Origin of the sequence: Halonotius aquaticus (genome assembly GCF_003605575.1) — an archaeon.
In the GTDB taxonomy this organism is placed as follows: Archaea; Halobacteriota; Halobacteria; order Halobacteriales; family Haloferacaceae; genus Halonotius; species Halonotius aquaticus.
Window position 1 is genome coordinate 57651 of record NZ_QKNY01000013.1, and the last position, 24263, is coordinate 81913.

The following is a 24263-nucleotide window of genomic DNA, read 5'->3' on the forward strand; positions in this document are numbered from 1 at the left end:
GACCGTTCGGTGATGACGATCTATTTCGAGGATCTGGCAGTCGGCGACGAGTGGACGAGCGACACCTACGAGATCACCCAAGACGAGATTATCGAATTTGCCGAGCAGTATGATCCACAGTGGTTCCATACCGATCCCGAGCGTGCTGTCGAGGAGTCGATCTACGGGAGCCTGATCGCCGCGGGGTTCCACACGGCCGCGATCTCGACGCGGCTGTTCGTCGACTGTTTTCTTGCGGATACTGCGACGCTCGGCGGGAAAGGGATCGACAAGCTCCGGTGGCATGAACCGGTGCGGCCAGGCGATCGACTCTCGGTTCGCGCCGACATTCTTGAGTTGGAGGTAGAAACCGACAGCCGTGGGTTGGCTGACATTCGGATTGAGACCTCGAACCAGGACGGCGAGGTCGCCTTTTCGATGATCGCGCTGGTAATGTTCGCCCGGCGTGATGAGGACTAAAATCGCCTGCCGAAACGGCTGTCAATGACCGTGGTTCGCCATCACACGGTCGACAGGGTTTGAAAGCGCTTTTATGCAGGTGTCGCAAACGACGGGGTACAGCCTATCCGGGTTGATGATACGCCTCGCCGTTAGGGATCTACCGTTTGGCGAGGTTGTGTGAGCCCGAGGATAGGGAGAGGAAAACTATGGCAGTTTACGTCAACTACGAAACCCCAGCCGACCTCGAAGAGCGCGCACTTGACGCCCTTGAGGTCGCCCGAGACACAGGCAGCGTAAAGAAAGGAACAAACGAGACCACGAAAGCCGTCGAGCGCGGCAACGCCCAACTCATCTTCGTCGCCGAGGATGTCTCGCCGGAAGAGATCGTGATGCACCTCCCCGAACTCGCCGAGGAGAAGGGCATCCCGGTCATCTTCGTCGAGACCCAGGACGACGTTGGCCACGCCGCCGGCCTCGAAGTCGGCAGTGCCGCGGCCGCCGTCACCAGCGCGGGCGACGCCAGCGACGACATCGAAGATATCGCCGAGAAGGTCGAGGAACTCAACTAACCACCCATGAGCGCAGAAGAGGAGACAACTGGCGACTCGACGGCCGCTGAGGTCATCGAGGTCGTCGGCAAAACCGGGATGCACGGCGAGGCCATGCAGGTCAAATGCCGCATCCGCGAAGGCTCGAACAAGGGCCGCATCATCACGCGCAACGTGCTGGGCCCGATCCGCGAGGGCGACGTGCTCCAACTGCGGGAGACCCAGCGCGATGCGGACTCAATCGGAGGGCAATAACGATGGTTGAAACACGAACGTGTGACTACTCAGGCGAAGAGATCGAGCCCGGCACGGGGACGATGTTCGTCAAGAAAGACGGCACGATCCTCCATTTCAAGGACTCGAAAGCTGAGAAGAACTACCGTCTCGGCCGCGAAGCCCGCGACCTCGAATGGACCGAGGCTGGCCGCAACGACGGCGGCCAACAATAAGACCCCACGGAGTATACCCTTCCTATGTCCTACGACGAGCGAACCTTTGTGATGGTGAAACCGGACGGTGTCCAGCGTGGCTTGATCGGCGAGATTATCTCACGGTTCGAGCATCGAGGGCTGAAGCTCGTCGGAGCCAAAGCTCTCCAACTCGACGAGGAGCTTGCGAAAACGCATTACAGCGAACACGAAGGCAAGCCCTTCTTTGAGGGCCTCATCGAGTTCATCACCTCCGGCCCGGTGTTTGCGATGGTCTGGGAGGGGAAAGATGCGACTCGACAGGTGCGTCGGATGGTCGGCGCAACTGATCCCGCCGAGGCTGCGCCAGGGACGATCCGCGGCGACTACGGCCTTGATCTTGGTCGCAACGTGATCCACGCCTCAGACCACGAGGACGAGGGCGCGAATGAACAAGAGATCAAGGTCTTCTTCGACGACGCGGAACTCTTAGACTACGAGCAGGCGACCGACGAGTGGCGGTACGAGTAGTAACCCACAGTAGCCTCCGCTGACTACTCTGTTATTCGACGCCGGTAATCTCGATACGAACGCCACCAGTCTTGCTGTCGGCAACTGCCACATCCCACCCGTGTGCAGCCGCGATTTCATTGACAATATAGAGCCCCAAGCCGGTTCCCTCACGGCTTGTCGTGTAGCCCCGCTCGAAAATCGTCTCGCGGTCGTCGACCGGAACCCCCGGGCCGTTGTCGGCAACAAAAAAGCCGCCAGCGCAGTCGCCGACCGTGATCGTCACCTCGCCATCGGCGTGGTCGACACTGTTGCGAAAGAGGTTGTCGAGCAGTTGGCGGAGTCGACTCCGGTCAGCTGTGAGTGTGCGTGCCGTCTCGACGTGGAGGGTTGCCGTCGCAGTCGACAGCGTCGTCCAACACTCACGGGCGACCGTCTCAAGTGTAACCACTTCAACATCGTCGATCCCCTCGCCCTGTGTGGCTAAGACCAGCAGATCGTCGATCAACTGTGCCATCCGATCGACGGCCCGTTCGGCGCGCTCGAAGTGTTCGGATTCGCCCGTCTCTGCGGCCAACTCCAGTGAGCTCCCTATCACGTGTAGTGGGTTCCGGAGGTCGTGGCTGGCGATGCTGGCGAACTCTGCGAGCCGTTCGTTTTGGGCTTCGAGTTGCTGTTGAGTCTCTCGGTGGTCGGTGATATCGACGTAGTGTTCGATCCGGCCGCCGGCGTAGGGCCCGTCGGGGATCGGGTAGCTGGAGTGTTCGAGCCACCGATCGGTGCGGCTGTCGTCGCCGACGACATGGCAGGTGAACTGCTCGACGTAGGTGTTGTCGTTGTAGGTGGCACACACGGTCTCGGCGAACCGCTCGGGCTCAGCAAAGATGTGTTTGAGACGGTCGTTGATGAGGCGCCGTTTGTCTCTGCCGAGGACGTCGGCACGGTCGATGCCAAAGTAGTCCTCGATGCCGTCGTTCAGCCAGACGACCGAGAAGTCGCTGTCAAGGACGAAGGTGCCGACCGAGGAGATCGCCAGCCCATCTTCGATGAGCGATCGGTAGGCTGGTTCGTTGTCGCTCGCTGTGTCGATATCGGTTGTCTCGCGGTGTTGGTCACAGGCCCTTGCGGTTTGGTGGCTCGATATCGTCGCGTCGGTGGTGTCGGTCGTCGGTGGGGTGTCGACGGCCGTGCGAATTCGGTTTGCCAGTGTTGTCGTGTGATCGTGGTTCACGTCGCTAGTGGGGGCTCCACCGGCTGTTCCCTCGCCGACGACCGGTGGATCACGTGGCGGCGGCGCAAGCAAACACGGACACTCAGGAGCGTCATTCCAAAGCCCACGGAGTTCGGTGCCGTCGCTTCCACTGACCGCTGTGGGGCCGACGACGATACAATCAGTCGGTGTTGTCGACAACTGGGCACGCCCCTCTGCCACGCTGTCGGTCGTCCTCACGTCGAAGCCATCGCGGTCGGCCAGCGGCGGCGACTTCGATCCGGGCGTCGAACCGCTGATATAGAGGACGCGGATCGCTGCAGGCATTACCATAGCTGTGAACGGTGCGCAGAAAATAGTGCCGATTGCTATCTGAGTGTAGCTGAAATATAGTAATTATATACTATATATTCGCTAAATCGGTTAGAGAACGCCCATTTGGTCGAGTCGTTCCGGCAGATAGGTTTCGGTGACGAAGTCCAGTCCGTTAGCCGCCAGCGACTGCTGTTCGGCCTTTTTGCCGATATCGAGCTGGAGTTCGATCTGCTCCTCCCAGTAGTCGGTCTGGAAGCGTGGATCGGTGAGCTCGGACTCAAGGGCGTTGATATCGGAGTCAGCCAGCGGATCGGTCGGCAGGTCGTACTCGACGATATCGCTCGGCTGGATGCCGACGTAGCGCGCTTCGGGCGTGGCGAGATGTTCCGAGAGGTGGGCGGATTTAATCGAGCCGTAGGCGACCGAGCCGTAGATTCGGTACGACCACGGGTCGCCGTCACAGAAGACCACGACGGGCAGATCGAGTTCGTCGTGGAGCCGTTTGGTGATCCGGCGGGTCGCCCGGGCTGGCTGGCCTTTGAGATGGACGACGAGGCAGTTGTACTGCTCGTCGAACCCATTCTCGATGAGTCGATCCCGCATGCCGCCGGTCTCGACACAGAGGACAAAGTCGATATCGGCATCGAGGAACTCGATGGTGTCAGGATTATTCGGGATCTGATAGCCGCCCTCGCCGACATCCTTCTGACAGTGGATCTCGCGTTCGCCGCGGCGGGTCTGCTCGCGCAGTTTGAGCGGCCCCATCAGCGTTGCCCCGGACTCCTCGGGGCGCATGTGGAAGTCCTCGCGGGTGACCTCCGAGACGATTTCGAGATCCTCGATCATCTGGTTTGACTCGTCTTGGTCGGAGAAATGGGCTTCCTCGTTGTCCCAGGACTCCGAGAGGTAGTAGAGTTCACGCAGTGTGGAGGAACGACCCTGATCGAGTTGGTCGGCGAGGAATTCGATGGTGTACACAGCTTTCAGCAGCTTGCGAGCCCCACGGACGGAGTTCGCGCTGCGGGTCGACGTGCGATCGCCGTAGACCCAGACCCCCGAATCGGGATCGTACTCGATGTTGCTCTTCGTTCGGGTTGGCAGCGTCATGTGCGGGATTTCACCGCCGGCAAACTGGTCGTAAAACTCCGCGGCGAGGTCGATAAGCTGTTCGCGGGCGCGTTCTTCGTTGAGTTTCGTGCTCATGGTTTTGATCTTAGCTCAGGCGTTCAGCGTTAGTTTCTCAGTTTCGACACCCTCGACGGTGATGTCGAACTCGGCGTCGTCACCGACGGTGTAGGTAAGTTTGGTCTCCTCGCCGGCCGACAGCGACGGCGACCACTGGATAAACCACTCGCCGTCGAGGTCGACGACATTGGCTCCGTCGCCCTCGACATCGGTCGGTTCGACCGAAACGATCTCGGTGATCTCGGGTGTTTCGGCGCGATCAGAGTAGTTCTCGACGTGGAGCGTCACGGTGTCGTCGTCGACTTCGCGGTCGATACAGAGGTTGTTCATGATCCGGCCCATCGCGGCGTCGATGTTTGGTCGCTCTTGGCCGGTCACCTCGGCGACCTTGTCGGCCATCTCGGGGAGAATCTGGCTGAGAACGCTCTGTTTCTGCTGGCGTTTCTCAAGGGAGCGTCGCTTGTTGAGATAGGATTTGAGTTCCCGGGCGGCCTCTCGGATCGCCAACTCGATCTCATCTTCGATCTCGGGGATGTTTGCGATGGCGTCCTTCGATTCGCTGGTGAAGGGAACGTTTGTTGAGGCAACGTGAATCATCAAGACGGCCGGCCCGTTCGGCAGGCCACTCCCGCCGGGCTGATCAAGCCCGTAGTTCCGCCAGCCGATCTGTTTGACCACATCTGTTGAGCTACAGGCACCCTGCTGGTAGACCAGCGGGACGCGGTTGGCAAATCGCAGGAGATCGATCTTGCCTTCCGATTGGAGTTCCCCGCCGTAGGCGATGCCGGCTTCGACGATGAACGGGTCGCCGCCGTGAACTTCGGCGTCCCGTGTTGCGGCAGCAAAGAAATCCGCGTCGTACTCCTTGCGGAGCCCGGCCTCAACGAGATCGGCGGTGATCGGCGAGAGGCAGTCGGTCGGCGGCGCGAGGATGTCAGTCGCTCGCATCGCCTCCAACAGTTCGCTGGCGGTATCGCGGTCGCCCTCGATCTCGGTGATCTTTGGCACCTCGTCGGGAACGGTTCGGGCGGCCGTCCACAGCGTGTCGGTAATCTTCTCGCGGGCGGTCTCGCCGAGGGTCACATCGTCGTACTCAACGGTCGCATCGGCCGCTGCCTCGACCAACGCGGACAGATCGTCGTGGGTTACCCGGAACCGCCTGGCCCCATCGTCGCCGAGTCCGTCGGCGCGGCGGGCCAAGCGTTCGGCGAGCGCTTGGACGGTTTCGTCGTCCTTTCGGCTGCTCGTGGCGTCGTCAACGAGGCCGTAGAGCCCGGGTGTGAGGTGATCGCGGCCAGGTTCTTCGCCGTTTGTTGCCTCGTCGTCATCGAAGGCGGTGAGTTCACCCCATGCGGCGGCGACGGCGTTTTCTCTCACCGTCGCCCCGAAGGTGCGGCCGGTGTCGGCTTCGACATCGTCGGCGATCTCGTCGACGAGTTCCTCCAACTCGCTGTACGCTGTTCGATCCCGGCCGATCAGTGTCGACTCGATTTGCTCCGCAAATGTCTCAGTTGCCTCGGCTCCCTTGTTCGAGACGGCCTTGGTGACCGCGTCTGCGATATCGATCCCGGTCGCCGGTGTCGGCCACGCGAGTTCTCTGCCAAAATGGCGGTCGCGGAAGCTATTGAGCACCTTGTCAGCAGTTTTCTTGCCGACGCGGGTGAACTCCTCCTGTAAAAATCCGGAGACGGAGTAGGATTCGGTCGCGGCAACCATCTTGATCAGCGTCCCAAGTTCGACGCCGTGCGGATGGGGACGAATCTCGCTCGTTTCGGCAGGCAGTTGATCGGTGCCGCGTTCGAACTTGAGGGGTTCCTCAAGACCGGGTTCCCGCAGTTCAATCCGAGCGTGAGGGTTGACAACGGCGGTGTTCTTGATGTACTGGTGGAGCTGCTGGCGGGCCCGCATGTTGGCCTCCATCTCCAACTCGATGCGGGTGCCGTGAGTGCGATCCCACGTTGTTGCCTCCGAGTCTCTGATTTCGGGCTCGTTGGTGTCGGTGTCGATGATGAGCTCGAAATACTCGGCTTGGTTAGACTCCTGTGTTCGGCTGGTGATCTTGGCGGGTTTGCCGCTGGTCAGTTGGGAGTAGAGGACAGCCGCCGAGATCCCGATCCCCTGCTGACCGCGATTTTGCTCACGGGCGTGGAACCGCGAGCCGTACAGTAGTTTGCCGAAGATCTTCGGGACTTGGTCTTTCGTGATCCCGGGGCCGTTGTCCTCGACGACAACGCGGTAGTAGTCGCCGACCTCGGTGATCTCGACGTAGATGTCGGGTTTGATCCCGGCTTCCTCGGTGGCGTCGAGGGCGTTGTCGACGGCCTCCTTGACCGCGGTAACAAGCCCGCGGGCACCGGAGTCGAAGCCGAGCATGTGCTTGTTCTTCTCGAAGAACTCGGCGATGGAGATCTCGCGTTGGCCCTTCGCCAACTCCTCGGCGATCCCCTCGTCGGCACCGAGTTCCGCCTGAAATGAGGTCATGCTATGAAGGCTTTTTTCGGGGGAGAGTATAACCTCTATCCCTCCGCGTTCTCGTTGCCGGCGGGGCTGATCGCCGTTCGCGCCCGCGCGTGCGGGAGCTTTATCCCCCGTGGTCTACTAGCAGTGAGTAGTTCTATGGCAGACGAAAGCGACTACGGAGCCGGACAGATCCAAGTCCTGGAGGGCTTGCAGGCTGTCCGCAAACGGCCGGCGATGTATATCGGCTCGACCGACGGCCGCGGGCTCCACCATCTCGTTTATGAGGTCGTCGACAACTCGATCGACGAGGCGTTGGCGGGCTACTGTGACCACATCGAGGTGACGATCCACGGCGACGGCTCCGTCTCGGTCGCCGACGACGGTCGCGGGATCCCGGTCGACACCCACGAGGAGTATGATCGGCCAGCCGTCGAGGTCATCATGACCGTGCTTCACGCCGGTGGCAAATTCGACAACAAATCCTATCAGGTCTCCGGCGGCCTCCACGGCGTCGGCGTCAGCGTTGTCAACGCTCTCGCCAAATCGCTCGAAGTCGAGGTACGCCGCGATGGCTCTCTCTGGACGCACAGCTTCGATCACGGCGAGCCCGAACCTGACGCCTTCCAGCAGGTTCGGTCGCTGGAACCCGACGAAGAGACCGGCACACAGATCCGCTTTTGGCCCGACGACGATATCTTCGAGACAACCGACTTCACCTATTCGACGCTGGCCAATCGCCTCCGCGAGCTTGCCTTCCTCAACTCTGGTGTCAAGATCACACTCACGGACGAACGCAACGATGAGGAAGACGTGTTTCTGTATGATGGCGGGATCAAGGAGTTCGTTCACTATCTCAACGAGACAAAAACCCCGCTCCACCAGGAGGTTATCTACTTCGACGACGAGGAAGACAACATCGCCGTCGAGATCGCCATTCAGGCCACCGACGAGCTCCAGGGCTCGATTCATGCCTTCGCCAACAATATCAACACTCGCGAGGGTGGCACCCATCTCACCGGCTTCAAAACCGCGCTCACCCGGGTTATCAACGACTACGCGAACGATCACAATCTGACGACCGATCTTGATGAGAACCTCAAAGGCGAGGATGTCAGAGAGGGTCTCACCGCGGTCGTGTCGGTCAAACACCCTGACCCGCAGTTCGAGGGCCAGACGAAGACGAAACTCGGCAACAGCGAGGTACGCGGGATCGTCGAAAGTGCGACCCACGAGCATCTTCGAACGTATCTCGAAGAGAATCCCAACACCGGCGAAGCTGTCGTCGCAAAGGCCGCCGAGGCGGCCCGAGCGCGCAAGGCGGCCAAACAAGCCGAGGAGCTAACGCGCCGAAAATCGGCACTGGAGTCGACCGCCCTCCCCGGCAAACTCGCCGACTGCCAGACCCGCGACCCAACCGAAAGCGAGCTGTTCGTCGTCGAGGGTGATTCGGCCGGCGGCTCGGCCAAACAGGGCCGTGACCGCCACAATCAGGCGATCCTCCCGATCAAAGGTAAAATTCTCAACGTCGAGAAACACCGCCTTGATCGGATTCTTGAAAACAACGAGATCCGCGCGCTGATCACCGCCATCGGCGCAGGCGTCGGTGAGGAGTTCGATATCGAGGAGACACGATATCATAAGATCATCCTGATGACCGATGCCGATGTTGACGGGGCTCACATCCGAACGCTCCTCCTGACGCTGTTGTACCGCCATATGCGGCCGCTGATCGAGGCTGGCTACGTGTACGCCGCGCAACCGCCGCTGTATCGGGTTCGGTACCGTGGCAACACCTACGATGCGATGACCGAAGCCGACCGCGACCGGATCGTCGAAGAGAAGTGCAACGGGAATCCCACACAGGTTCAACGGTTCAAAGGTCTTGGCGAGATGAATCCAGATCAACTGTGGGAGACGACAATGGATCCCGAAAACCGCATCCTCAAGCGGATCACCATCGAGGACGCGGCGGCAGCCGATCGGATGTTTTCGATCCTGATGGGCGACGCCGTCGAGCCGCGGAAACAGTTTATCAAAGAGCATGCGACCGACGCCGAATGGGTTGATATCTGATGAGCACCGATCTGCCTGACGATCCTGATGTCGACGCCGCCAGAATCGAGACCGCCCGGATCGAAGATGAGATGGAGCAATCCTACATCGATTATGCGATGTCGGTCATCGCCGGGCGTGCACTGCCGGACGTTCGTGACGGTCTCAAACCCGTCCACCGCCGCATCCTGTATGCGATGCACGAAGCCGGTGTCTCTGCGGGCTCGGCCCACCGCAAGAGCTCCTCCATCGTCGGTGAGACGATGGGTGATTTCCATCCCCACGGCGACAGTGCGATCTACGACACCCTCGCCCGGATGGCCCAAGATTTCTCGATGCGGTACCCACTTGTCGACGGGCAAGGCAACTTCGGCTCTGTCGACGGCGACCCGCCAGCGGCGATGCGCTATACGGAGGCCCGCATGGCCCCCATCGCCGAGGAGTTGCTGGCCGACATCGACAAGGACACCGTCGATTTCAGCGCAAACTACGATGACCGCCTGCAGGAACCTGATGTGTTGCCGTCAGCGTTCCCGAACCTCCTCGTCAACGGCTCCTCTGGGATCGCCGTCGGGATGTCGACGAACATCCCGCCGCACAACCTCGGCGAGGTCATCGATGCGACCGTCCATCTGATTAACAACCCTGAGGCGACCGTTGAGGATCTGATGGATCACGTCAAGGGGCCGGATTTCCCAACTGGTGCCAACATCGTCGGCCGGGGTGGCGTCCACTCGGCGTACAAGACCGGCCGCGGTCGCGTCCGCGTTCGCGCTGAGTTCGAGGTCGACGAGGAGGAAGGCCGGATTGTCATCACTGAACTGCCCTTCCAAGAGAACAAAGCCCGCCTCGTCGAGCGCATTGCAGACGACGTGAACGAGGGCAAACTGGAGGGGATCCGTGATCTCCGCGATGAGTCCGATCGCGACGGGATTCGCGTCGTCATCGATCTCAAACGCGACGCGATGGTCGATGTGGTCAAGAATCAACTGCTCGAAAGCCATCTCGAATCAACCTTCGGCGTCATCAACCTCGCCTTGGTCGATGGTGCGCCGCAGGTACTCGATCTGCGGGAGACGATTCAGCACTACCTTGATCACCGCCGTGAGGTCGTCCGTCGGCGCTCCCAGTACGAACTCGACGAGGCCGAGGATCGCGCCCACATTCTTGAGGGCCGGCTGACCGCCCTCAACAACGTCGATGACGTCGTCGAGACGATCCAAGATGCGGCTGACCGCGACGCCGCGAAGGCCGCCCTACGGGAGCAGTTCGACTTCTCGGAGGATCAGGTCGCCCACATCGTTTCGATGCAGCTCGGGTCGCTGACATCGATGGAGGCCCAAGCGATCAAAGACGAGTACGAAGAGGTGCAGGCCCGCATCGAGCGGCTCGAAGAGATCCTCACCAACGAGAGCGAACTGCTCGGTGTCATCGAGGAGGAACTGCTCGAAATCAAGGACGAATACGACGACGAGCGACGCACCTCGTTCATCGAAGATACCGACACCGTCGCCCACGAGGATCTCATCCCCGAGGAGGACATCGTCGTCGCCATGTCCGAAGACGACTACATCAAGCGGATGCCGCTGTCGACGTTCTCCGCACAGAACCGCGGCGGCAAGGGGATCATCGGCACCGATCTCAAGGAGGACGATGCGGTCTCATCGGTGTTTGTCGCCAACACCCACGACTATCTGCTCTGTTTCACCAACTATGGGCAGATCTACAAGCTCCGTGGGTTCCAGATCCCCGAGATGAGCCGTACCGCCCGCGGGAAATCTGCGGTCAACATCCTCGATCTCGACGACGGCGAGGAGCTTACGGCGGTCGTCAACACCGACGACATCGCCGACGAGTCCTTCGATGGCCAGCGGTATCTGACGATGGTGACCCGCGACGGCTACATCAAACGCACCGGCGTCGATGACTTCCAGAACATCCACACCTCGGGGATCCGCGCGATCCGCCTAGAGGACGGCGACGAACTCGTCGATGTCGAGGTTACCGACGGCGACCGGACGCTTGTGGTGACGACGACCGGCGGGATGTCGATCCGCTTCGATGAAGACGATGTCCGCGCGATGGGCCGGAGTGCCCGCGGTGTCCGTGGGATCGACCTCCAGGACGACGATACGGTCGCTGGTGTCGCCGCCGTCGACGTCGATCGTCACAGCTGGGTACTAACGGTCACCGAAAACGGCTACGGCAAGCGATCCGATATCGACGAGTACCGCGTCCAATCCCGCAACGGGAAGGGTCTAATCGACATCAAAACTGCGGGTCGCAACGGCCCGGTCTGTGCGATGGAGACTGTCGGCCCCGGCGACCACCTGGTCGTGATGAGCAAGTCGGGCCAGATCATGCGCACGCCTGTCGAGGACATCTCAACGGTCGGCCGCAACACGATGGGCGTGATCGTGATGGATCTCGTCGAGGCCGACCGCGTCGCCTGTCTCGATGTGATCCCCCGTGAGATGGTTACCGACGAATCGGAGGCCGACGTTGATCTCGCGACCGATCCCGAAGCCGCCCCGAGCGACGACTGACGAGTAATGGGCCACCAGTGAAATCGTTTCCACCGACGCCACCGGTTGCAGACGCCCCGGACGGGTTGCTGTCGGGACATCTCTGGCTGCTGGAGTTGATCGACGGCCGACCGCTGCGGTTTCAACTCCAGGACTCAGGGCTGCTCCGTGTTGGCGATGGAGAGGCGGTCTATGACGACCCAGAGACGATTCCGCTGCCGTTCCGTCAGGCGGTTGCCCACATTCGTGACTCCCTCGACCGCGACGCACTCAGAGCCGCCGTTGATAACGTCGAAGCGGTCACTTTCTTCGGTGTAGCAACTACCCACGAGTCGGTACCATACGATTTCGAGTCGATGCCGCCGTTTCTCAGCACCGACGTGTGGGCGGCCGACCGCGAGACGTTTCGCCCGCCGGACGCTGCCGATGGCATCTTCCGACGACTCGGGCTTGTACCCGTCAACACCTTCGAACGAGAAGTCAACACACGGGATTTCTCCCCCGATACATACGAGCTGCCGACATCGGCGTGGTATGACGGCCCGGCCGCGGGTGTTGTGATCCGGAACAAACAGGGCCAGCGCGGCCAACTATCAAACCCAGCCGTGGCTGCCTCGACACCGGCAGGAGACTCGACACAATCGAAGCCAGCCCAATCGATCGATGAGCTGGTCGATACGTACGCAACACCGGCGTCTATCGAGTCCATCGCTACGTCGATGCGGTCGGATGAGCGATCAGTTGCCGTCGACACCGTTACCGATCGGCTGTGTGGGGTTGTCGGCCGACGGCATCCTGACGCGTTTTTGGGTGCCGACGGCCTCGATCAGCCCGCGTTCCGCTCGGCGATCGCCGAACAGGTGCAACGACACCTCCATCGGTGAGTCGCTGTGGCTGTGGGCGCACACGGCTGCCGACAGGATTTGTTTGTCACGCCGAAAGAATTTTCCGCCGACGCCGAACTGAAATTTATCACCTGAATTGTAATTATTCTTCCATCGGATTTATGAGTAGTCCCATCGAACGAAAACGCATGTCATCAATCGAACTTACGCCAAGTCAGAAAACCATTCTGACCGCGCTGACCAACCTCCACCGCGAAGCCGAAGATGCGATCAAAGGCGAGGCCATCGCCGACGAAGTCGACCGCAATCCCGGGACGATCCGCAACCAAATGCAGAGCCTCAAGGCCCTCCAACTTGTCGAGGGGGTTCCCGGCCCGAAGGGCGGTTATAAGCCGACTGCCGACGCCTACGAGGCTCTCGACGTTGACCAAATGGACGAGCCAGCCTCGGTACCCCTCCAACACAACAGCGAGGTCGTCGAGAATGCCACCGTCGAAAGTATCGACCTCTCCAGCGTTCATCATCCGGAACTCTGCCGAGCGGAGATCCACCTCCAAGGCTCGATCCGTGACTTCCATGAGGGCGACTCGGTGACCGTCGGTCCCACCCCGCTGTCGAAGCTCAAAATCACGGGCACGCTTGATGCCAAAGACGACACTGACAGTATTCTGATCCTCGAAATCGACGAGATGGTCGCCCCGGTCGACAACTAACACGCGTCTGCGACTGTCGTATGAGACGACACCGACCGGTCGTCACATCCACAATAGCTCGGTTGCTGCCGTGACACTACGCGTGACGCTCTCAGGGTTACCGCGGCACAACGCCTAAGCAATAGCCTACACCATCTCCGCTGCATGCCAGGTGAATTTGAGGAGTACGGTGGTCGACACGTCCCTGAGGCACTCGAAGAACCACTTGCACAGTTGGCTGACGCCTTCGATGAGATTGTTCCGACCGACGAGTTCCAAACTGAGTTTCAATACTATCTCAAACACTTCGGTGGCCGACCAACACCGGTGTTTTACGCCGAGACGCTGTCAGAGATCTACGGTGCAGACATCTATTTCAAACACGAAGATCTGCTGCACGGCGGTGCGCACAAACTCAACAATACCCTTGGACAGGCTCTCCTTGCCAAACGGGCTGGGAAAGACCGACTGATCGCTGAGACCGGCGCGGGCCAACACGGCACGGCGACAGCCATGGTTGGTGCGTTGCTCGACCTCCCGGTGAAAGTGTACATGGGCGAGGAAGATATCAAACGCCAGGAGATGAACGTCTTCCGGATGCGGCTGATGGGCGCGGAGGTCGAACCCGTCACCCGTGGGAATGCAAAACTCGCAGAAGCCGTCGATGCCGCCCTTGAGGATTTTGCGCAGAACATGGAGGATACCCACTACCTCGTCGGGAGTGCTGTCGGGCCGGATCCCTTCCCGCGGATGGTACGGGAGTTCCAGTCGGTTATCGGTCGGGAGGCCCGCGAGCAGATTCAAGAACTCCACGGCGAGTTGCCTGATGCTTGTGTTGCCTGTGTAGGCGGTGGCTCGAATGCGATCGGGCTCTTCCATGCGTTCAAAGACGATGACGTCATGCTCTATGGTGCTGAGCCTGGTGGCACGGGTGACAGCCACTCTGCTCCGCTATCGAAATCAAAACAGGAGGAACCAGAGGTCTTCCAAGGAATGTTGACGAAGGTGATTGACGAAGACACAGAGAACCACTCAGTGTCGGCTGGGCTTGATTATCCGGCTGTGGGGCCGGAACACGCCGCCTTACAGTCGCTCGGTCGTGCAGAATACCACGCAATCAGTGATGAGGAAGCCCTCGCGGCGTTCAAGGAGTTGAGCCAGGCCGAAGGCATCATCCCAGCCCTGGAGCCGAGCCACGCCATCGCACTGGCGAAAAAATTGGCTCAAGAAGACAAACACGACACGCTGCTTGTGAATCTCTGTGGGCGCGGGGACAAGGACATGCAGACAGCCGCCGAGCACTTCGATCTGTCCTGAGAGCGCGTGCCTTCTGGGCAGAAGTAGTATTCTTCTTTGCGCGCTGTTTCAATCAGGCAGTCGCTCGTACCCAACTCAGCAACGTCTACTTTAGTCGCTATCTTCACGCAACGGGTGACACGCTTGCGTCGGGTGGGATGACAATGTATCTGTACACCAGCGTTACATGTCGCTCCAGGCACTGATCGCTCGCTTCGTCGAGCTTACCTCAGCGATCCAGCGGGCGGCGATCGCCTTTTTGAGTGTCCGGGCCGCGACCCCACCGAAGGTGTTGATCGGAATCCCCATGACGTCGTGGGCGACGGCATCCTCGCCGACCGAGATGGCTGTCCCCTTATCCTTGTGTTGCCACGATTTCAGCGGTGCGCCACGCAGAGCGCGAACCAGGTTCTCGCCGGCAACCTCCGCCGCCGTCCATGCGGCCTCCGCGGTCGGCGGGGCCTGCTCGTCGTTGCCCTGGTCGATCAGTGCGGTGTCGCCGATCGCAAAGACGCGGTCGTCGCTGGTCTGGAAGTTGGATTCGGCGTGGACGCGCTTCGACCGCTCATCCTTGTCAAGGTCGCTGTTGGCAACCGTCTCTCGGCCGGTGATGCCACCGGCCCACACAAGTACGTCGTAGGGCATCGACTCGTCGTCGCCGAGGTGAACTAACTCATCATCGACCTCGGAGATGAAATCGCCGGTGAGGATCTCGATATCGCGGTTGAGCAGGCGTTTTCGGAGCGCGCCCTGTACCTCGGGATCGTTGCCCGGGAAGATCTCATCGAGTCCTTCGATCAGTTTGATGTCGATCGGGGCGTGGGTATCGTCCCGGTAGCCGGCGATCTCGCCGGCGATCTGGATGCCCGACAGCCCCGCACCGCCGACCAACACCTGTGCTGGCTCGGATTGGGTTGCGTCCTCGCCGGCCGTTCGTACCGCCTCATGAATCTCGCGGGCGTCATCGAGGCTTTTCAGCGTGAGAGCGTGTTCTTCGAGGCCATCGATGCCGAAGAATGCGGTTGAGCTTCCAACTGCGAGGAGGAGATAATCGTAGTCGACAGGGTCGCCGTCCTGCAGTTCGAGCGTCTGCTCACCGGTGTCGATATCGGTGACGCGGTCGCGGATGAAGTTCGTCGACGGCGATTTGATCTCATCGACCGGGATCGCAACTTTTGATTCGACCTCGGGATTCCGGATCACGCGATGGGTCTCGTGGAGGACAAGATGGTAGTCGTGTTCGGAGATCCAGGTCAGTTCGGCTTCCCCTTCATCGATCTCGTCTTCAAACGATTTGACGGTGCCAGCACCGGCATAGCCGGCACCGACAACGACGACGTTGGCTGACATACCCCTGCTTCTGGGGCCCTCGGATAAAGCGGCTTTGGAACGTTGCCGCGCTGTGTTTCGGTCGAGTTACTCGATTGAGAGCCCTGGGTGCCACCGGTCGACACCGGCGGCCGTCTTTGCGGCATCCATCTCTGCCAACAGCGCGACCGCAAGGCTTGCCGTTTCGGCGGCCTTTCGTTCGCCGACTGTGGCGAATTCCCCGGTTTCGCGGTTGGCGTAGACGGCACACACCGCCCCCGCTCGCAGGTCATAGAGATTCGATAGCGTCAGCAGCGTTGCAGCCTCCATCTCGATGTTGGCAACGTTGGCATTTTTCAGCGTCTCTATGAGATCGTCGCTGCCGGGGGCCTCATAGCCCTCGAATCCGGGCCGGGCTTGCCCAGCGTAGAAGCTGTCGGTGCTAAGCGTGACACCGACATGGTAGTCGTGACCCAATCGCTCGGCGGCGGCAACGAGTGCGCTAACGACCTCGTAGTCGGCACTCGCCGGATACGTTTCGTCGATATACTCGCTGCTGGTGCCCTCGCCTCGCATCGCCCCCGAGGTAATGACGAGGTCGCCGATGGCGATATCCGAGCGGACGGTGCCACAGGAGCCGACGCGGATGAGCGTCTCCGCGCCGACACGGGCGAGTTCTTCGACAGCGATGCCTGTCGAGGGGCCACCGATCCCCGTCGACGTGACCGAGATCGGCGTCTCCCGATACTGGCCGGTCGCGGTGCGGTACTCCCGGTGGCTGGCGACCTCTGTTGCTGACTCCCAGACGTCAGTGATCTTCGCCAGTCGATCAGGGTTTCCCGGCAGCAGGACGCTGTCGGCAACGTCGTCGGCGGTGACGTCGAGATGGTACTGGCGATCGGTGTTAGGGTTCTCGCTGTTTCTCGTGTCAAATGGGGCGTCGCTGTCAGTCATGATGACTCCCCACTATCTGAGTCACTCATATCGTGTGGCGAATCGTTGTCGGCGGCGTCGGTCAGCGTTGACGCTGAGATCGTTTCGGGGAGCAACTCTCCAAGCGTGTAGGTGGCGACTTCGCCGTCGCCGCAATCGCAGACGATCGTGAGGTCGTCTCCACAGAACTCCGCGAGTGTCTGCCGGCACATGCCGCAGGGTGTGACCCCATCTCGCACGCCAGAACTGACCGCCAGTCGATCGAACTCGTGGTGGCCTGCTGTGACCGCCGTTCCGATCGCTACCTCCTCGGCGTGGAGGCTATTGGAGTAGTTGGCGTTTTCGACGTTGCAGCCGGTGAAAATCTCGCCATCGGCCGTCCGGAGTGCGGCCCCGACGCGGTACTCGGAGTAGGGGACGTGAGCCGCCGCGAGCGCCTCGCGGGCGCGTTCGATCAGTGTATCCATACTGTGGAGGGTCGGCCGACCGGCAAATAGCTTGGCGGTGTACTGAATAATAATATTTAATTAGCAGGCGATGTGACGCAATGATATGCATCGACCGCCGTCGCTGACGCGCTACGACGGGCTGTTGGCCGCGATGCCTGTCTCGGTCGCCGGCGGCACGGCTGCAGGCTGGTGGCTGGCGATCCCGCTACTCGCGGGCGTTGGGATCGGCTCGGGGGTCGCTGTCGTGATGATCCTCATTTCGGTCGCCATGACACCGACTGGCTCTCGACGGAAAGCTTCTATTCAGCGCGGCTCCTACCAACAGTGTGACGATTGAATCAGACGACCGCGGTGCCGGCCGGCGCATCCTTTCGCTTTTGGGTCTCGGCATGATCGCGCTTGGCGGCGTTCTCGGCTTTGTTGTCGGTGCCAACGGCGGTGGCGGCATCGACGCTATCGAACCGTTTGGGCTGGTGACGGTGCCGATCTCGCCGGGCGCGATGACGCTCTACGGGATGGGTGTTATCGCCGTGGCGATCGGGACACTCTACGCCTTGGTATCGGTGGCCTCACGATACGACTGACCTGCGCCGGGAAGCCGGCTGATTTTTACTCGTTGGGGCCGACGGTTAGGTATGGCACAGCCGACCAGCGAGACTGAGGCCCCCGAGGATCCGGTGGCGGGTTCGGAGTCACCGACGGAGTCGGTCAGCGATACCGATCGCAACCGGCGACGGGCAGCCCTCTATGCGCTGCCGTTTCTCGCACTTGGCGTCGGCAACGCAATCCTGATTCTCAACTTCGGTCTGGAGCCGCTGTGGGCGTTTGCCCAACTCCCGCCGATCCTGTTTACGACCGTGCTGACCTATCTCGTGTTCAGCACGGATTTCCTCGATGACCGGTAGCCACGACGGTCAGTCGCTTCGACGACCAGCACGTGCGGCGACCGCTTGTTCAGCTGCCGGTATCGTACTTGTAGGTCGCTCCATCGGCGTCGATCCCGAACTCCTCGGCATCAACGGATGGCTCCTCGCCAGCCCCGCTGGCAGTTTTAAACGCGTCTCGCAGCCGCGATGGCATCTCGAATGCCTCGGGGTTGATAGCGAGGGCACCCCCATCGTTGTCTCCCACCGCTTTGGGTTGTGTTCGCTGGTCAGCCAGTGGCGTTGGCAGGTCGTCGACCCGCTCAAACCCAAACTGGGCTGGATAGCCCGGCTCATCAGTCAGTAGGTACACTGTCTCGACGCCGGCGTCGCTGGCTTTGGTGAGCAGCCGTTCGATAATGTGGGCTCCGACACCTTGCTCGCGCCATGATTCGCGAACCCCGATGTGTGTCAGCTCGCCGACCGCCGGCTCGTCCGCATGGACGCACAGCCGGCCAAACCCTGCCCGTTCGTCGGAGTCCTCTTCGACCGCGATCACGTACTCCTGTGGCTCGCCGACCGCCTCGCCGAGGCCCATCGCCTCGATCCCGTCACGAAGCCATGTCTCATCCCGGCTTTTGCCATCGCGGACATACATACGCGGTCGTATCACCCGCACCGATGTAAACCGTGGGGCCACGACGGGAAGACTAAACCCGCTGGTCGAGTAGCAATGCTATGTCGCGTTACGTTCGTCACGCCGGAGTTAAGCAATGAAGCCGAATCGCGTCGATTTTATCGTCGATATGACGTTCGGGCTGTTGATCTCGCTGGCCGTCGTCTTGCTTGTCGTCGTCGGCACCCAAACGGGGGTCGCATTCGGACTCGGGGTGCTCTTGTCCTACACCGTCCACGTCGTCTGGAAGATGTCGCGGTTCGATCCCGACTGGATGACACAGGAGGTCGCCGAAGCCGTCGAGAAAACCGTTGAGGAGACCGTCGACAAAGAGGTCGGCGAGGCCGTCGAGAAGACCGTTGGCGAAACGGTCGAGCAGGAAGTCGGCGACACCGTCGAGAAAACTGTCGAGGAGACAGTCGACAAGGAGGTCGCTGAAACCGTCGAACAGACTGTGGGCGATACGGTTGAAAAAGAGGTCGGCGATACCGTCGAGGAGACGGTTGAGGCAACTGTCGAGGAGACGGTCGGCAAAACTGTCGACGACGGCGTCACCGAAACCGTCGAAGAAACCGTCGAGGAGACGGTCGGCGACGAGGTCGCCAAAACCGTCGAAGCCACGGTTGGTGATGAGGTTGAGAAAACGGTCGAAGCGACCGTTGGTGAGGAAGTCGCCAAACGGGTTGAGGAGACGGTCGAAGCGGCCGTCGAAGAGACGGTCAGCGAGGAGATGTCAGCGGCAACTGAGAAGTTGGAAGCAAAAACTGAGGCGATCGAGGCGCAACTTGATGCGGAAGCCGACGATGGTAGCGCCGATGACAATGATGACGGCGACGATACGGACGACGAGAAGTAGACGAGTTACCTGACACCGCCTGCCGGTGCCAGCCGAGAGCCGATTTTTGCTCTTAGATCCAGCCTTCTTCGACGAGGAGTTCGCCGTTCAGCAGGCTCGCGCCGGCCGCTCCGCGGAGGGTATTGTGAGCGAGACAGTTGTATTTGAGCCCGCTGGGGGTTTCGCTGACGCCGCCGGCGGAGATGGCCATCCCGTTGTCGCGGTTCCGATCCAGCCGTGGCTGCGGTCGGTCAGGCTGGTCGTCGCCAAAGACGTGGATGAGCTGATCGGGCGCACTCGGGAGATCGATCCCAGGGAACGATTCCAGTGCTTCCCGCGCCGCAGCCGGCGACGGATCGTCGGCGAGATCGACAAAGACGCTTTCGAGGTGGCCGTCAAGCGTTGGAATCCGATTACAGGAGGCGTTGACCTCGGCGTCGTGCATGGAGAGTTCCGCGCCGTCAAACTCCCCGAGCAGCTTGCGGGATTCGGTCTCCATCTTGTTCTCTTCGCCGCCGATATGCGGGATGGCGTTGTCGATGATCTCCATCGACGTGACCCCGGAGTAGCCCGCGCCGGAGACGGCCTGTAGCGTCGTCACGTCGGCGCGTTCGATCCCGAAGCCCTCGTCGAGGGCGGCCAACGTCGGCACCATCGTGATCGTCGAGCAGTTGGGATTCTTGATGAGCGCGCCATCCCAGCCGCGGTTGTCGCGCTGTACCTCGATGAGGTCGAGGTGATCGGGGTTGATCTCAGGGATGGTCAGTGGCACGTCCTCCGCCATGCGATCGTTCGAGGAGTTCGAGGAGACCACGTAGCCCGCTTCGAGGAATTTGGGTTCGACCTCGCTGGCGACGCCAGAGGGCAACGAGGAAAACAGAAGGTCGATATCGTCGCCGACAGCGTCCGGATGCGTTTTGCCGACCTCGATCTCGGCGACATCTCGGGGGATTGGGGTGTTTGCGCGCCATTTGGCGGCTTCCCGATACGGTTTGCCCGCACTCGACTCGCTGGCGGTCAGCGCGTCGATCTCAAAGGTTGGATGGCCATCGAGCAGTTGAATGAATCGCTGTCCGACCGCGCCCGTTGCACCGAGGATACCGACAGAGACTGTCATTGCCGTGGGAAACGGGTTCACCTACATAAGTCGGTCGGATTCCCCGACGCTCGGGGTGGTGTCGCAGCGCAACCCAAAAGCCGGCATCGATAGCTGGCTCTCGTTACTGCTGTGCTCGCTGGCCGCCTTCCTCGTAGGGCTGGACGACGACAAAGCCCTCGTTGCCGGTAAACGCCATCTGGAATGACTCGCCGGACTGTTGACCGATCTCGATGGTTTTGTTGGTGCTGATCGACGGCGAGAGATTCGTACTCCATGCGACGGTCGCATCGGGATCGGTCGTGATCGGCGGGGTTGCCACCAGCGGCTCGCCGTGGGTCGTCAGCGCGACCGTGCCGGGGCCGCTGAGGTAGACGTTTGTCAGCCCGCCGGCGATGGCCTCTGAGAGCCCCCCGACCGTGTTGATCTCGTAATCGACGTGGGATTCGAAGGCGAGAATATCGTTGCCGTTGACCGAGATCGAATCATCGGCGTCCAACTCCAGCACCTGTATCTTCTTTTCCTGTTCGGCGACGTAGAGATGTCCCGACCCTTCGGCTTCCATAATTGGCGTCCCCTCATTGGAGACTGCCTCCTTGACGAAGCCGGTGATCCCACCCTCGGCAGAGGATTTGCCGGTGAAGGTGAACTCGCCGGTGTAGGCGACCATCGAGCCAGCTTTGACCATCACGGTATCCTCGACGGCGATATCGAGCAGCTTCGAGTTCTCCAGTTGGAAGCCGTCGCCGCCAGGTTTCGGTGCGTTCGACGCGGTAAACTCCTCTAGCTTCATGTCACCGACTTCTTGATTGAGGCAGCATATATACACGGTGAAGGCTCAAACGAGCGTTTTCAGCACCACACCTCGGGTACGCTCAGATGCGTGCCAACGTTGCCCACAGCAGGATCCCGAGCAGTGGCAGGAACACTGGCCCGGCGATCACGAGCACCGCAACGGCAGTTCCGCTGTCGAGATTGCCCATAGTGAGCAAGCCAACCGGAAGCACACCGAAGACGGTCAGCAAGCCACCGGCAGCAGCAACGACGCTATAATCCGTTTCGGGGCGCTGCGGTTGTGAGATCGGGAGTCCAAGCTCGTCGACGGCGGCATCGAGCTCCGGAACCGGCCCGAGCGTGACTGTCTCACGGTCGTCGTCGGTCGCCGGCAGCGTCAGCGTTCCTGTCCCGAGCAGCCGATCGGGGATCGCGTTTTGCACCTCGATGTCGCCACCATAGACGGGAGCGATCCACTGCGGTTCGGCTAGCAGGCGGTCGTAGGCAACGATCTCATGGTCGCGTCGCTGATACTCGACGGTGCCGAACCGCAGCCATCGACTCAGCACGGCGACCGCGACAATCGCAAGCAGGGCGACGGCACCGAGCCCGACGACCAGCGGGGAACCGATGGTGATGCCAAACGCGAGCAGCGCTGTCAACAGCACGCCGCCGCGGCTGAACAGTCCCAGCATGACGTTCGTAACACTGCCGAGGACGACCGCCGTGGTGTCGGTCTCGACACGGCCGTCGACCGGGGCCTCCGGCAACGCCAGTTCCGGCGGCGGCTCTTGGAGCGGCTCAGTCTCGATCAGCGCGCTCTCTTTCAGCCAGTCAGTGATACCGACCAGCGGCTGACCCATGTGGTCGACGTAGAAGCGATAGGCCTCAGCGGTCGTTTTCGTAAGGACAATGCCGCCCAACAGGCCGACCCCACTTGCCGCCTCGCCCATGGTAAATGGGAGCACGCAGAGCAGCACCAACACCTGCTGGGCCGGCGTGCGGGTGAGCTCCCGCGCTGAGACATCGGTGTACCGCTCGGCACCGATGTAGTCGACCCGAAAATCTGCGAGATGCGAGGCGACGAGGGCGACAAGGGCGACGAGGAGTCCACCCGACAGCGTGGGAGCGAGATCAAGTGAAAACCAGGCAAGCAGACTCACCGGCAGCACCGTCATAGCCCAGACACTCAGTATTGAGACTGCAAACGGGACGTTTCGGGGATAGATCGGCGGCCAGCCAGCCCGTGGCTGCAGCCCGCCGCGCTTGGCGCGCAGATCAGGCAGTCGTTGCACCCCGGGGAGCTCTGGAGAGCCCTGTTTCGCAAAGAGGGCCTTGATCGCAGCCAGCAGCGCGGTTGTGAGGGCTTCGAGCCAGTAGACGACGAGTAGTGACGCGAGGCTCCACTCCCAGACGGCGACGCCGACCAGCGGGAGGAGGTTGCCGGCGACGACCGCGAGGAGACCGAGCCACTGCGTCGTCCTGGAGGGCGAACGCGGCACGGCAGGTGGTGTGGGAGGGATTCGTAACTGTGTTTCGGCTTTCGACAATCGATCATGCCCGTGGACGATGGCAGCGGAAGGTGTAAGCCGAGCGCGCACCGATGTTCTGGTACGTGCCACAAGTCCCCGGCCGAGCTATCCTATTTCGGGAGCGATGACAGTCCGGCGAACCCAGGCACGGGACAGACGGCCCGCTGTCGGCCGCAACGATAGCCGCCCGGCACGAGGGTTTCCCGACCGACGAGGCACGCCGCCATAGGATGAGGTCGGGCGTTAGTGTTCCGGGCGACAGTTTTGCGCAGTGAATGACGGCGGGATTTATTTCACTCCCTGCAGAACAGCGTAGACATGACCTTCTATGGTGGCACTGAACTGGCATCGGTCTACGACGATGCACTTGACTCTGGGTTTGGACTGATCGCAAGCAACATCGCCGAGCCGAACACGATGATCGGGTTGATTCAGGGTGCGGCCAGCGTCGATTCTGATCTCCTGCTGCAGATGAGCAACGGGGCCTGCACGTTCGCCGGCAACGGCGATCCCATCGCGGGCCTGCGCGTCATGGGCAACTACATCGAGCGCATCGCTGCCCAGTACGATATCGGCGTCTTCCTCAACATGGATCACCAAACTGACCTCAATACCATTCAGCGACAGGTCGAGTTGGAGATCCCCTCTTCGATCATGATCGACGCCTCCCACGAGGAGTTCGAGGAGAACGTCGCCCGGAGCAAGCAGGTCGTCGAGATGATCGACGACGCCGATGCCGATATCCTCGTCGAGGCCGAACTCGGGAAGATCAAAGGCGTCGAAGACGAGATCGTCTCCGAGAACGCCTTCTACACTGATCCCGAGCAGGCCGTCGAGTTCGTCGACCGCACGGGCTGTGACCTGCTGGCGATCTCAGTCGGCACCCAACACGGCGTCGCCAAGGGGAAAGACCTCGAACTCAAACCCGACCTGACCGAGGAGATCCGCACTGCTCTGCGCGATCACGGCCTCGATACGCCGCTCGTCCTGCACGGCTCCTCGGGCGTCCAGCCAGACCAACTGCAGGAGATGCTGACTCACGGCATCTGTAAGGTCAACAAGGACACGCGCTATCAGTACGAGTACACACGTACTGCCTTCGATCTCTACCGCGAGGAGACCGACGAGATTGTGCCGCCGGAGGGCGTCGAAGATCACCGCAATACGTTCTTCAACGACGTGGAGTGGGCCCCGAACAAGGATCGCTTCGATCCACGGGTCGCCGGCCGGCAGATCCGCGACCGCATCGCCGACGTGTACGCCGACCTCGCCGAGGTCTCGGGAAGTGCCGGCCGCAGCAAATTCAGCTGA

The 24263-nt window shown here is 61.0% G+C and carries 25 protein-coding genes; 15 read left to right on the forward strand and 10 right to left on the reverse strand.

The window, feature by feature from the left end:
- Positions 1–12: 12 nt before the first annotated feature.
- The 5 genes from DM826_RS08500 to ndk all read left to right on the forward strand — a co-directional run bounded on the left by DM826_RS08500 (position 13) and on the right by ndk (position 1927).
- Positions 13–459, forward strand: a complete 447-nt coding sequence (locus tag DM826_RS08500) for a MaoC family dehydratase (protein WP_120102970.1) — start codon at positions 13–15, stop codon at positions 457–459.
- Positions 460–647: 188 nt separating this feature from the next.
- A complete protein-coding gene (rpl7ae, locus tag DM826_RS08505; RefSeq protein WP_120102971.1) occupies positions 648–1010 on the forward strand; it encodes a 50S ribosomal protein L7Ae in 363 nt (120 codons plus the stop codon).
- Positions 1011–1016: 6 nt separating this feature from the next.
- Positions 1017–1244 (forward strand): 30S ribosomal protein S28e, encoded by a 228-nt coding sequence (locus DM826_RS08510; RefSeq protein WP_021061981.1) that lies wholly within the window; start codon positions 1017–1019, stop codon positions 1242–1244.
- A 2-nt stretch (positions 1245–1246) separates the two neighbouring features.
- Positions 1247–1438 carry a 50S ribosomal protein L24e gene (locus DM826_RS08515; RefSeq protein WP_120084264.1) on the forward strand — a complete coding sequence of 64 codons (192 nt, stop codon included), beginning with the start codon at positions 1247–1249 and terminating at the stop codon, positions 1436–1438.
- 24 nt (positions 1439–1462) lie between these two features.
- A complete protein-coding gene (gene ndk / locus DM826_RS08520; RefSeq protein ID WP_120102972.1) occupies positions 1463–1927 on the forward strand; it encodes a nucleoside-diphosphate kinase in 465 nt (154 codons plus the stop codon).
- A gap of 31 nt (positions 1928–1958) precedes the next feature.
- Here the strand turns inward: ndk and DM826_RS08525 are convergent, their stop codons facing one another.
- The 3 genes from DM826_RS08525 to DM826_RS08535 all read right to left on the reverse strand — a co-directional run bounded on the left by DM826_RS08525 (position 1959) and on the right by DM826_RS08535 (position 7097).
- Positions 1959–3443 carry a receiver/sensor box histidine kinase gene (locus DM826_RS08525; RefSeq protein WP_165853287.1) on the reverse strand — a complete coding sequence of 495 codons (1485 nt, stop codon included), beginning with the start codon at positions 3441–3443 and terminating at the stop codon, positions 1959–1961.
- A gap of 96 nt (positions 3444–3539) precedes the next feature.
- Positions 3540–4634: a DNA topoisomerase IV subunit A gene (locus DM826_RS08530; RefSeq protein ID WP_120102974.1), complete on the reverse strand. Its 1095-nt coding sequence runs from the start codon at positions 4632–4634 to the stop codon at positions 3540–3542.
- 15 nt (positions 4635–4649) lie between these two features.
- On the reverse strand, positions 4650–7097 hold the full coding sequence (locus DM826_RS08535; RefSeq protein WP_120102975.1) for a DNA topoisomerase VI subunit B: 2448 nt from the start codon (positions 7095–7097) through the stop codon (positions 4650–4652).
- Positions 7098–7232: 135 nt separating this feature from the next.
- Between DM826_RS08535 and gyrB the strand changes: the two genes are divergently transcribed.
- The 5 genes from gyrB to trpB all read left to right on the forward strand — a co-directional run bounded on the left by gyrB (position 7233) and on the right by trpB (position 14507).
- Positions 7233–9149 carry a DNA topoisomerase (ATP-hydrolyzing) subunit B gene (gyrB, locus tag DM826_RS08540; RefSeq protein WP_120102976.1) on the forward strand — a complete coding sequence of 639 codons (1917 nt, stop codon included), beginning with the start codon at positions 7233–7235 and terminating at the stop codon, positions 9147–9149.
- Positions 9149–11674: a DNA gyrase subunit A gene (gene gyrA, locus DM826_RS08545; RefSeq protein ID WP_120102977.1), complete on the forward strand. Its 2526-nt coding sequence runs from the start codon at positions 9149–9151 to the stop codon at positions 11672–11674. The genes gyrB and gyrA overlap by 1 nt, the downstream gene beginning before the upstream one ends.
- Positions 11675–11691: 17 nt before the next feature.
- Complete coding sequence (locus DM826_RS08550) at positions 11692–12537, forward strand: hypothetical protein (protein WP_120102978.1); 846 nt, start codon at positions 11692–11694, stop codon at positions 12535–12537.
- Positions 12538–12686: 149 nt separating this feature from the next.
- Positions 12687–13211 carry an Rrf2 family transcriptional regulator gene (locus tag DM826_RS08555; RefSeq protein WP_120102979.1) on the forward strand — a complete coding sequence of 175 codons (525 nt, stop codon included), beginning with the start codon at positions 12687–12689 and terminating at the stop codon, positions 13209–13211.
- Positions 13212–13355: 144 nt separating this feature from the next.
- Positions 13356–14507, forward strand: a complete 1152-nt coding sequence (gene trpB / locus DM826_RS08560) for a tryptophan synthase subunit beta (RefSeq protein WP_120102980.1) — start codon at positions 13356–13358, stop codon at positions 14505–14507.
- A gap of 162 nt (positions 14508–14669) precedes the next feature.
- On the opposite strand, the gene DM826_RS08565 is transcribed toward trpB, so the two are convergent.
- The 3 genes from DM826_RS08565 to cdd all read right to left on the reverse strand — a co-directional run bounded on the left by DM826_RS08565 (position 14670) and on the right by cdd (position 17194).
- Positions 14670–15836 (reverse strand): NAD(P)/FAD-dependent oxidoreductase, encoded by a 1167-nt coding sequence (locus DM826_RS08565; protein WP_120102981.1) that lies wholly within the window; start codon positions 15834–15836, stop codon positions 14670–14672.
- Positions 15837–15902: 66 nt separating this feature from the next.
- Complete coding sequence (locus tag DM826_RS08570; RefSeq protein ID WP_120102982.1) at positions 15903–16748, reverse strand: nucleoside phosphorylase; 846 nt, start codon at positions 16746–16748, stop codon at positions 15903–15905.
- Positions 16745–17194 carry a cytidine deaminase gene (gene cdd, locus DM826_RS08575; RefSeq protein WP_120102983.1) on the reverse strand — a complete coding sequence of 150 codons (450 nt, stop codon included), beginning with the start codon at positions 17192–17194 and terminating at the stop codon, positions 16745–16747. The genes DM826_RS08570 and cdd overlap by 4 nt, the downstream gene beginning before the upstream one ends.
- A gap of 85 nt (positions 17195–17279) precedes the next feature.
- On the opposite strand from cdd, the gene DM826_RS08580 reads away from it, so the two are divergent.
- From DM826_RS08580 to DM826_RS08590, 3 genes are read left to right on the forward strand one after another with little or no spacing between them, the layout of a single operon-like run.
- Entirely contained in the window at positions 17280–17513 is a 234-nt protein-coding gene (locus DM826_RS08580) for a hypothetical protein (protein WP_120102984.1), read from the forward strand.
- Positions 17503–17760: a DUF7520 family protein gene (locus DM826_RS08585; RefSeq protein ID WP_120102985.1), complete on the forward strand. Its 258-nt coding sequence runs from the start codon at positions 17503–17505 to the stop codon at positions 17758–17760. The genes DM826_RS08580 and DM826_RS08585 overlap by 11 nt, the downstream gene beginning before the upstream one ends.
- Positions 17761–17811: 51 nt before the next feature.
- Complete coding sequence (locus DM826_RS08590; RefSeq protein ID WP_120102986.1) at positions 17812–18081, forward strand: hypothetical protein; 270 nt, start codon at positions 17812–17814, stop codon at positions 18079–18081.
- Positions 18082–18130: 49 nt separating this feature from the next.
- On the opposite strand, the gene DM826_RS08595 is transcribed toward DM826_RS08590, so the two are convergent.
- Positions 18131–18697 (reverse strand): GNAT family N-acetyltransferase, encoded by a 567-nt coding sequence (locus DM826_RS08595; protein ID WP_120102987.1) that lies wholly within the window; start codon positions 18695–18697, stop codon positions 18131–18133.
- Between the two features lie 115 nt (positions 18698–18812).
- Between DM826_RS08595 and DM826_RS08600 the strand changes: the two genes are divergently transcribed.
- Positions 18813–19571 carry a hypothetical protein gene (locus DM826_RS08600; protein ID WP_120102988.1) on the forward strand — a complete coding sequence of 253 codons (759 nt, stop codon included), beginning with the start codon at positions 18813–18815 and terminating at the stop codon, positions 19569–19571.
- 52 nt (positions 19572–19623) lie between these two features.
- Here DM826_RS08600 and asd read toward each other — a convergent pair whose 3' ends face one another.
- The 3 genes from asd to DM826_RS13240 form a co-directional block, all read right to left on the reverse strand.
- A complete protein-coding gene (gene asd, locus DM826_RS08605; protein WP_120102989.1) occupies positions 19624–20667 on the reverse strand; it encodes an aspartate-semialdehyde dehydrogenase in 1044 nt (347 codons plus the stop codon).
- A gap of 103 nt (positions 20668–20770) precedes the next feature.
- Positions 20771–21439, reverse strand: coding sequence for an AIM24 family protein (locus tag DM826_RS08610; protein WP_120102990.1), 669 nt, complete (start codon positions 21437–21439; stop codon positions 20771–20773).
- Between the two features lie 82 nt (positions 21440–21521).
- Positions 21522–22922, reverse strand: a complete 1401-nt coding sequence (locus DM826_RS13240; RefSeq protein WP_120102991.1) for a DUF6498-containing protein — start codon at positions 22920–22922, stop codon at positions 21522–21524.
- A 348-nt stretch (positions 22923–23270) separates the two neighbouring features.
- Between DM826_RS13240 and fba the strand changes: the two genes are divergently transcribed.
- Entirely contained in the window at positions 23271–24263 is a 993-nt protein-coding gene (gene fba / locus DM826_RS08620) for a class II fructose-bisphosphate aldolase (RefSeq protein WP_120102992.1), read from the forward strand.

Coding starts and splice junctions, on each gene's coding strand:
- DM826_RS08500 (WP_120102970.1), top strand. CDS start 13: ATGACGATCTATTTCGAGGATCTGGCAGTCGGCGACGAGTGGACGAGC.
- rpl7ae (WP_120102971.1), top strand. CDS start 648: ATGGCAGTTTACGTCAACTACGAAACCCCAGCCGACCTCGAAGAGCGC.
- DM826_RS08510 (WP_021061981.1), top strand. CDS start 1,017: ATGAGCGCAGAAGAGGAGACAACTGGCGACTCGACGGCCGCTGAGGTC.
- DM826_RS08515 (WP_120084264.1), top strand. CDS start 1,247: ATGGTTGAAACACGAACGTGTGACTACTCAGGCGAAGAGATCGAGCCC.
- ndk (WP_120102972.1), top strand. CDS start 1,463: ATGTCCTACGACGAGCGAACCTTTGTGATGGTGAAACCGGACGGTGTC.
- DM826_RS08525 (WP_165853287.1), bottom strand. CDS start 3,443: ATGCCTGCAGCGATCCGCGTCCTCTATATCAGCGGTTCGACGCCCGGA.
- DM826_RS08530 (WP_120102974.1), bottom strand. CDS start 4,634: ATGAGCACGAAACTCAACGAAGAACGCGCCCGCGAACAGCTTATCGAC.
- DM826_RS08535 (WP_120102975.1), bottom strand. CDS start 7,097: ATGACCTCATTTCAGGCGGAACTCGGTGCCGACGAGGGGATCGCCGAG.
- gyrB (WP_120102976.1), top strand. CDS start 7,233: ATGGCAGACGAAAGCGACTACGGAGCCGGACAGATCCAAGTCCTGGAG.
- gyrA (WP_120102977.1), top strand. CDS start 9,149: ATGAGCACCGATCTGCCTGACGATCCTGATGTCGACGCCGCCAGAATC.
- DM826_RS08555 (WP_120102979.1), top strand. CDS start 12,687: ATGTCATCAATCGAACTTACGCCAAGTCAGAAAACCATTCTGACCGCG.
- trpB (WP_120102980.1), top strand. CDS start 13,356: ATGCCAGGTGAATTTGAGGAGTACGGTGGTCGACACGTCCCTGAGGCA.
- DM826_RS08565 (WP_120102981.1), bottom strand. CDS start 15,836: ATGTCAGCCAACGTCGTCGTTGTCGGTGCCGGCTATGCCGGTGCTGGC.
- DM826_RS08570 (WP_120102982.1), bottom strand. CDS start 16,748: ATGACTGACAGCGACGCCCCATTTGACACGAGAAACAGCGAGAACCCT.
- cdd (WP_120102983.1), bottom strand. CDS start 17,194: ATGGATACACTGATCGAACGCGCCCGCGAGGCGCTCGCGGCGGCTCAC.
- DM826_RS08580 (WP_120102984.1), top strand. CDS start 17,280: ATGCATCGACCGCCGTCGCTGACGCGCTACGACGGGCTGTTGGCCGCG.
- DM826_RS08590 (WP_120102986.1), top strand. CDS start 17,812: ATGGCACAGCCGACCAGCGAGACTGAGGCCCCCGAGGATCCGGTGGCG.
- DM826_RS08595 (WP_120102987.1), bottom strand. CDS start 18,697: ATGTATGTCCGCGATGGCAAAAGCCGGGATGAGACATGGCTTCGTGAC.
- DM826_RS08600 (WP_120102988.1), top strand. CDS start 18,813: ATGAAGCCGAATCGCGTCGATTTTATCGTCGATATGACGTTCGGGCTG.
- asd (WP_120102989.1), bottom strand. CDS start 20,667: ATGACAGTCTCTGTCGGTATCCTCGGTGCAACGGGCGCGGTCGGACAG.
- DM826_RS08610 (WP_120102990.1), bottom strand. CDS start 21,439: ATGAAGCTAGAGGAGTTTACCGCGTCGAACGCACCGAAACCTGGCGGC.
- fba (WP_120102992.1), top strand. CDS start 23,271: ATGACCTTCTATGGTGGCACTGAACTGGCATCGGTCTACGACGATGCA.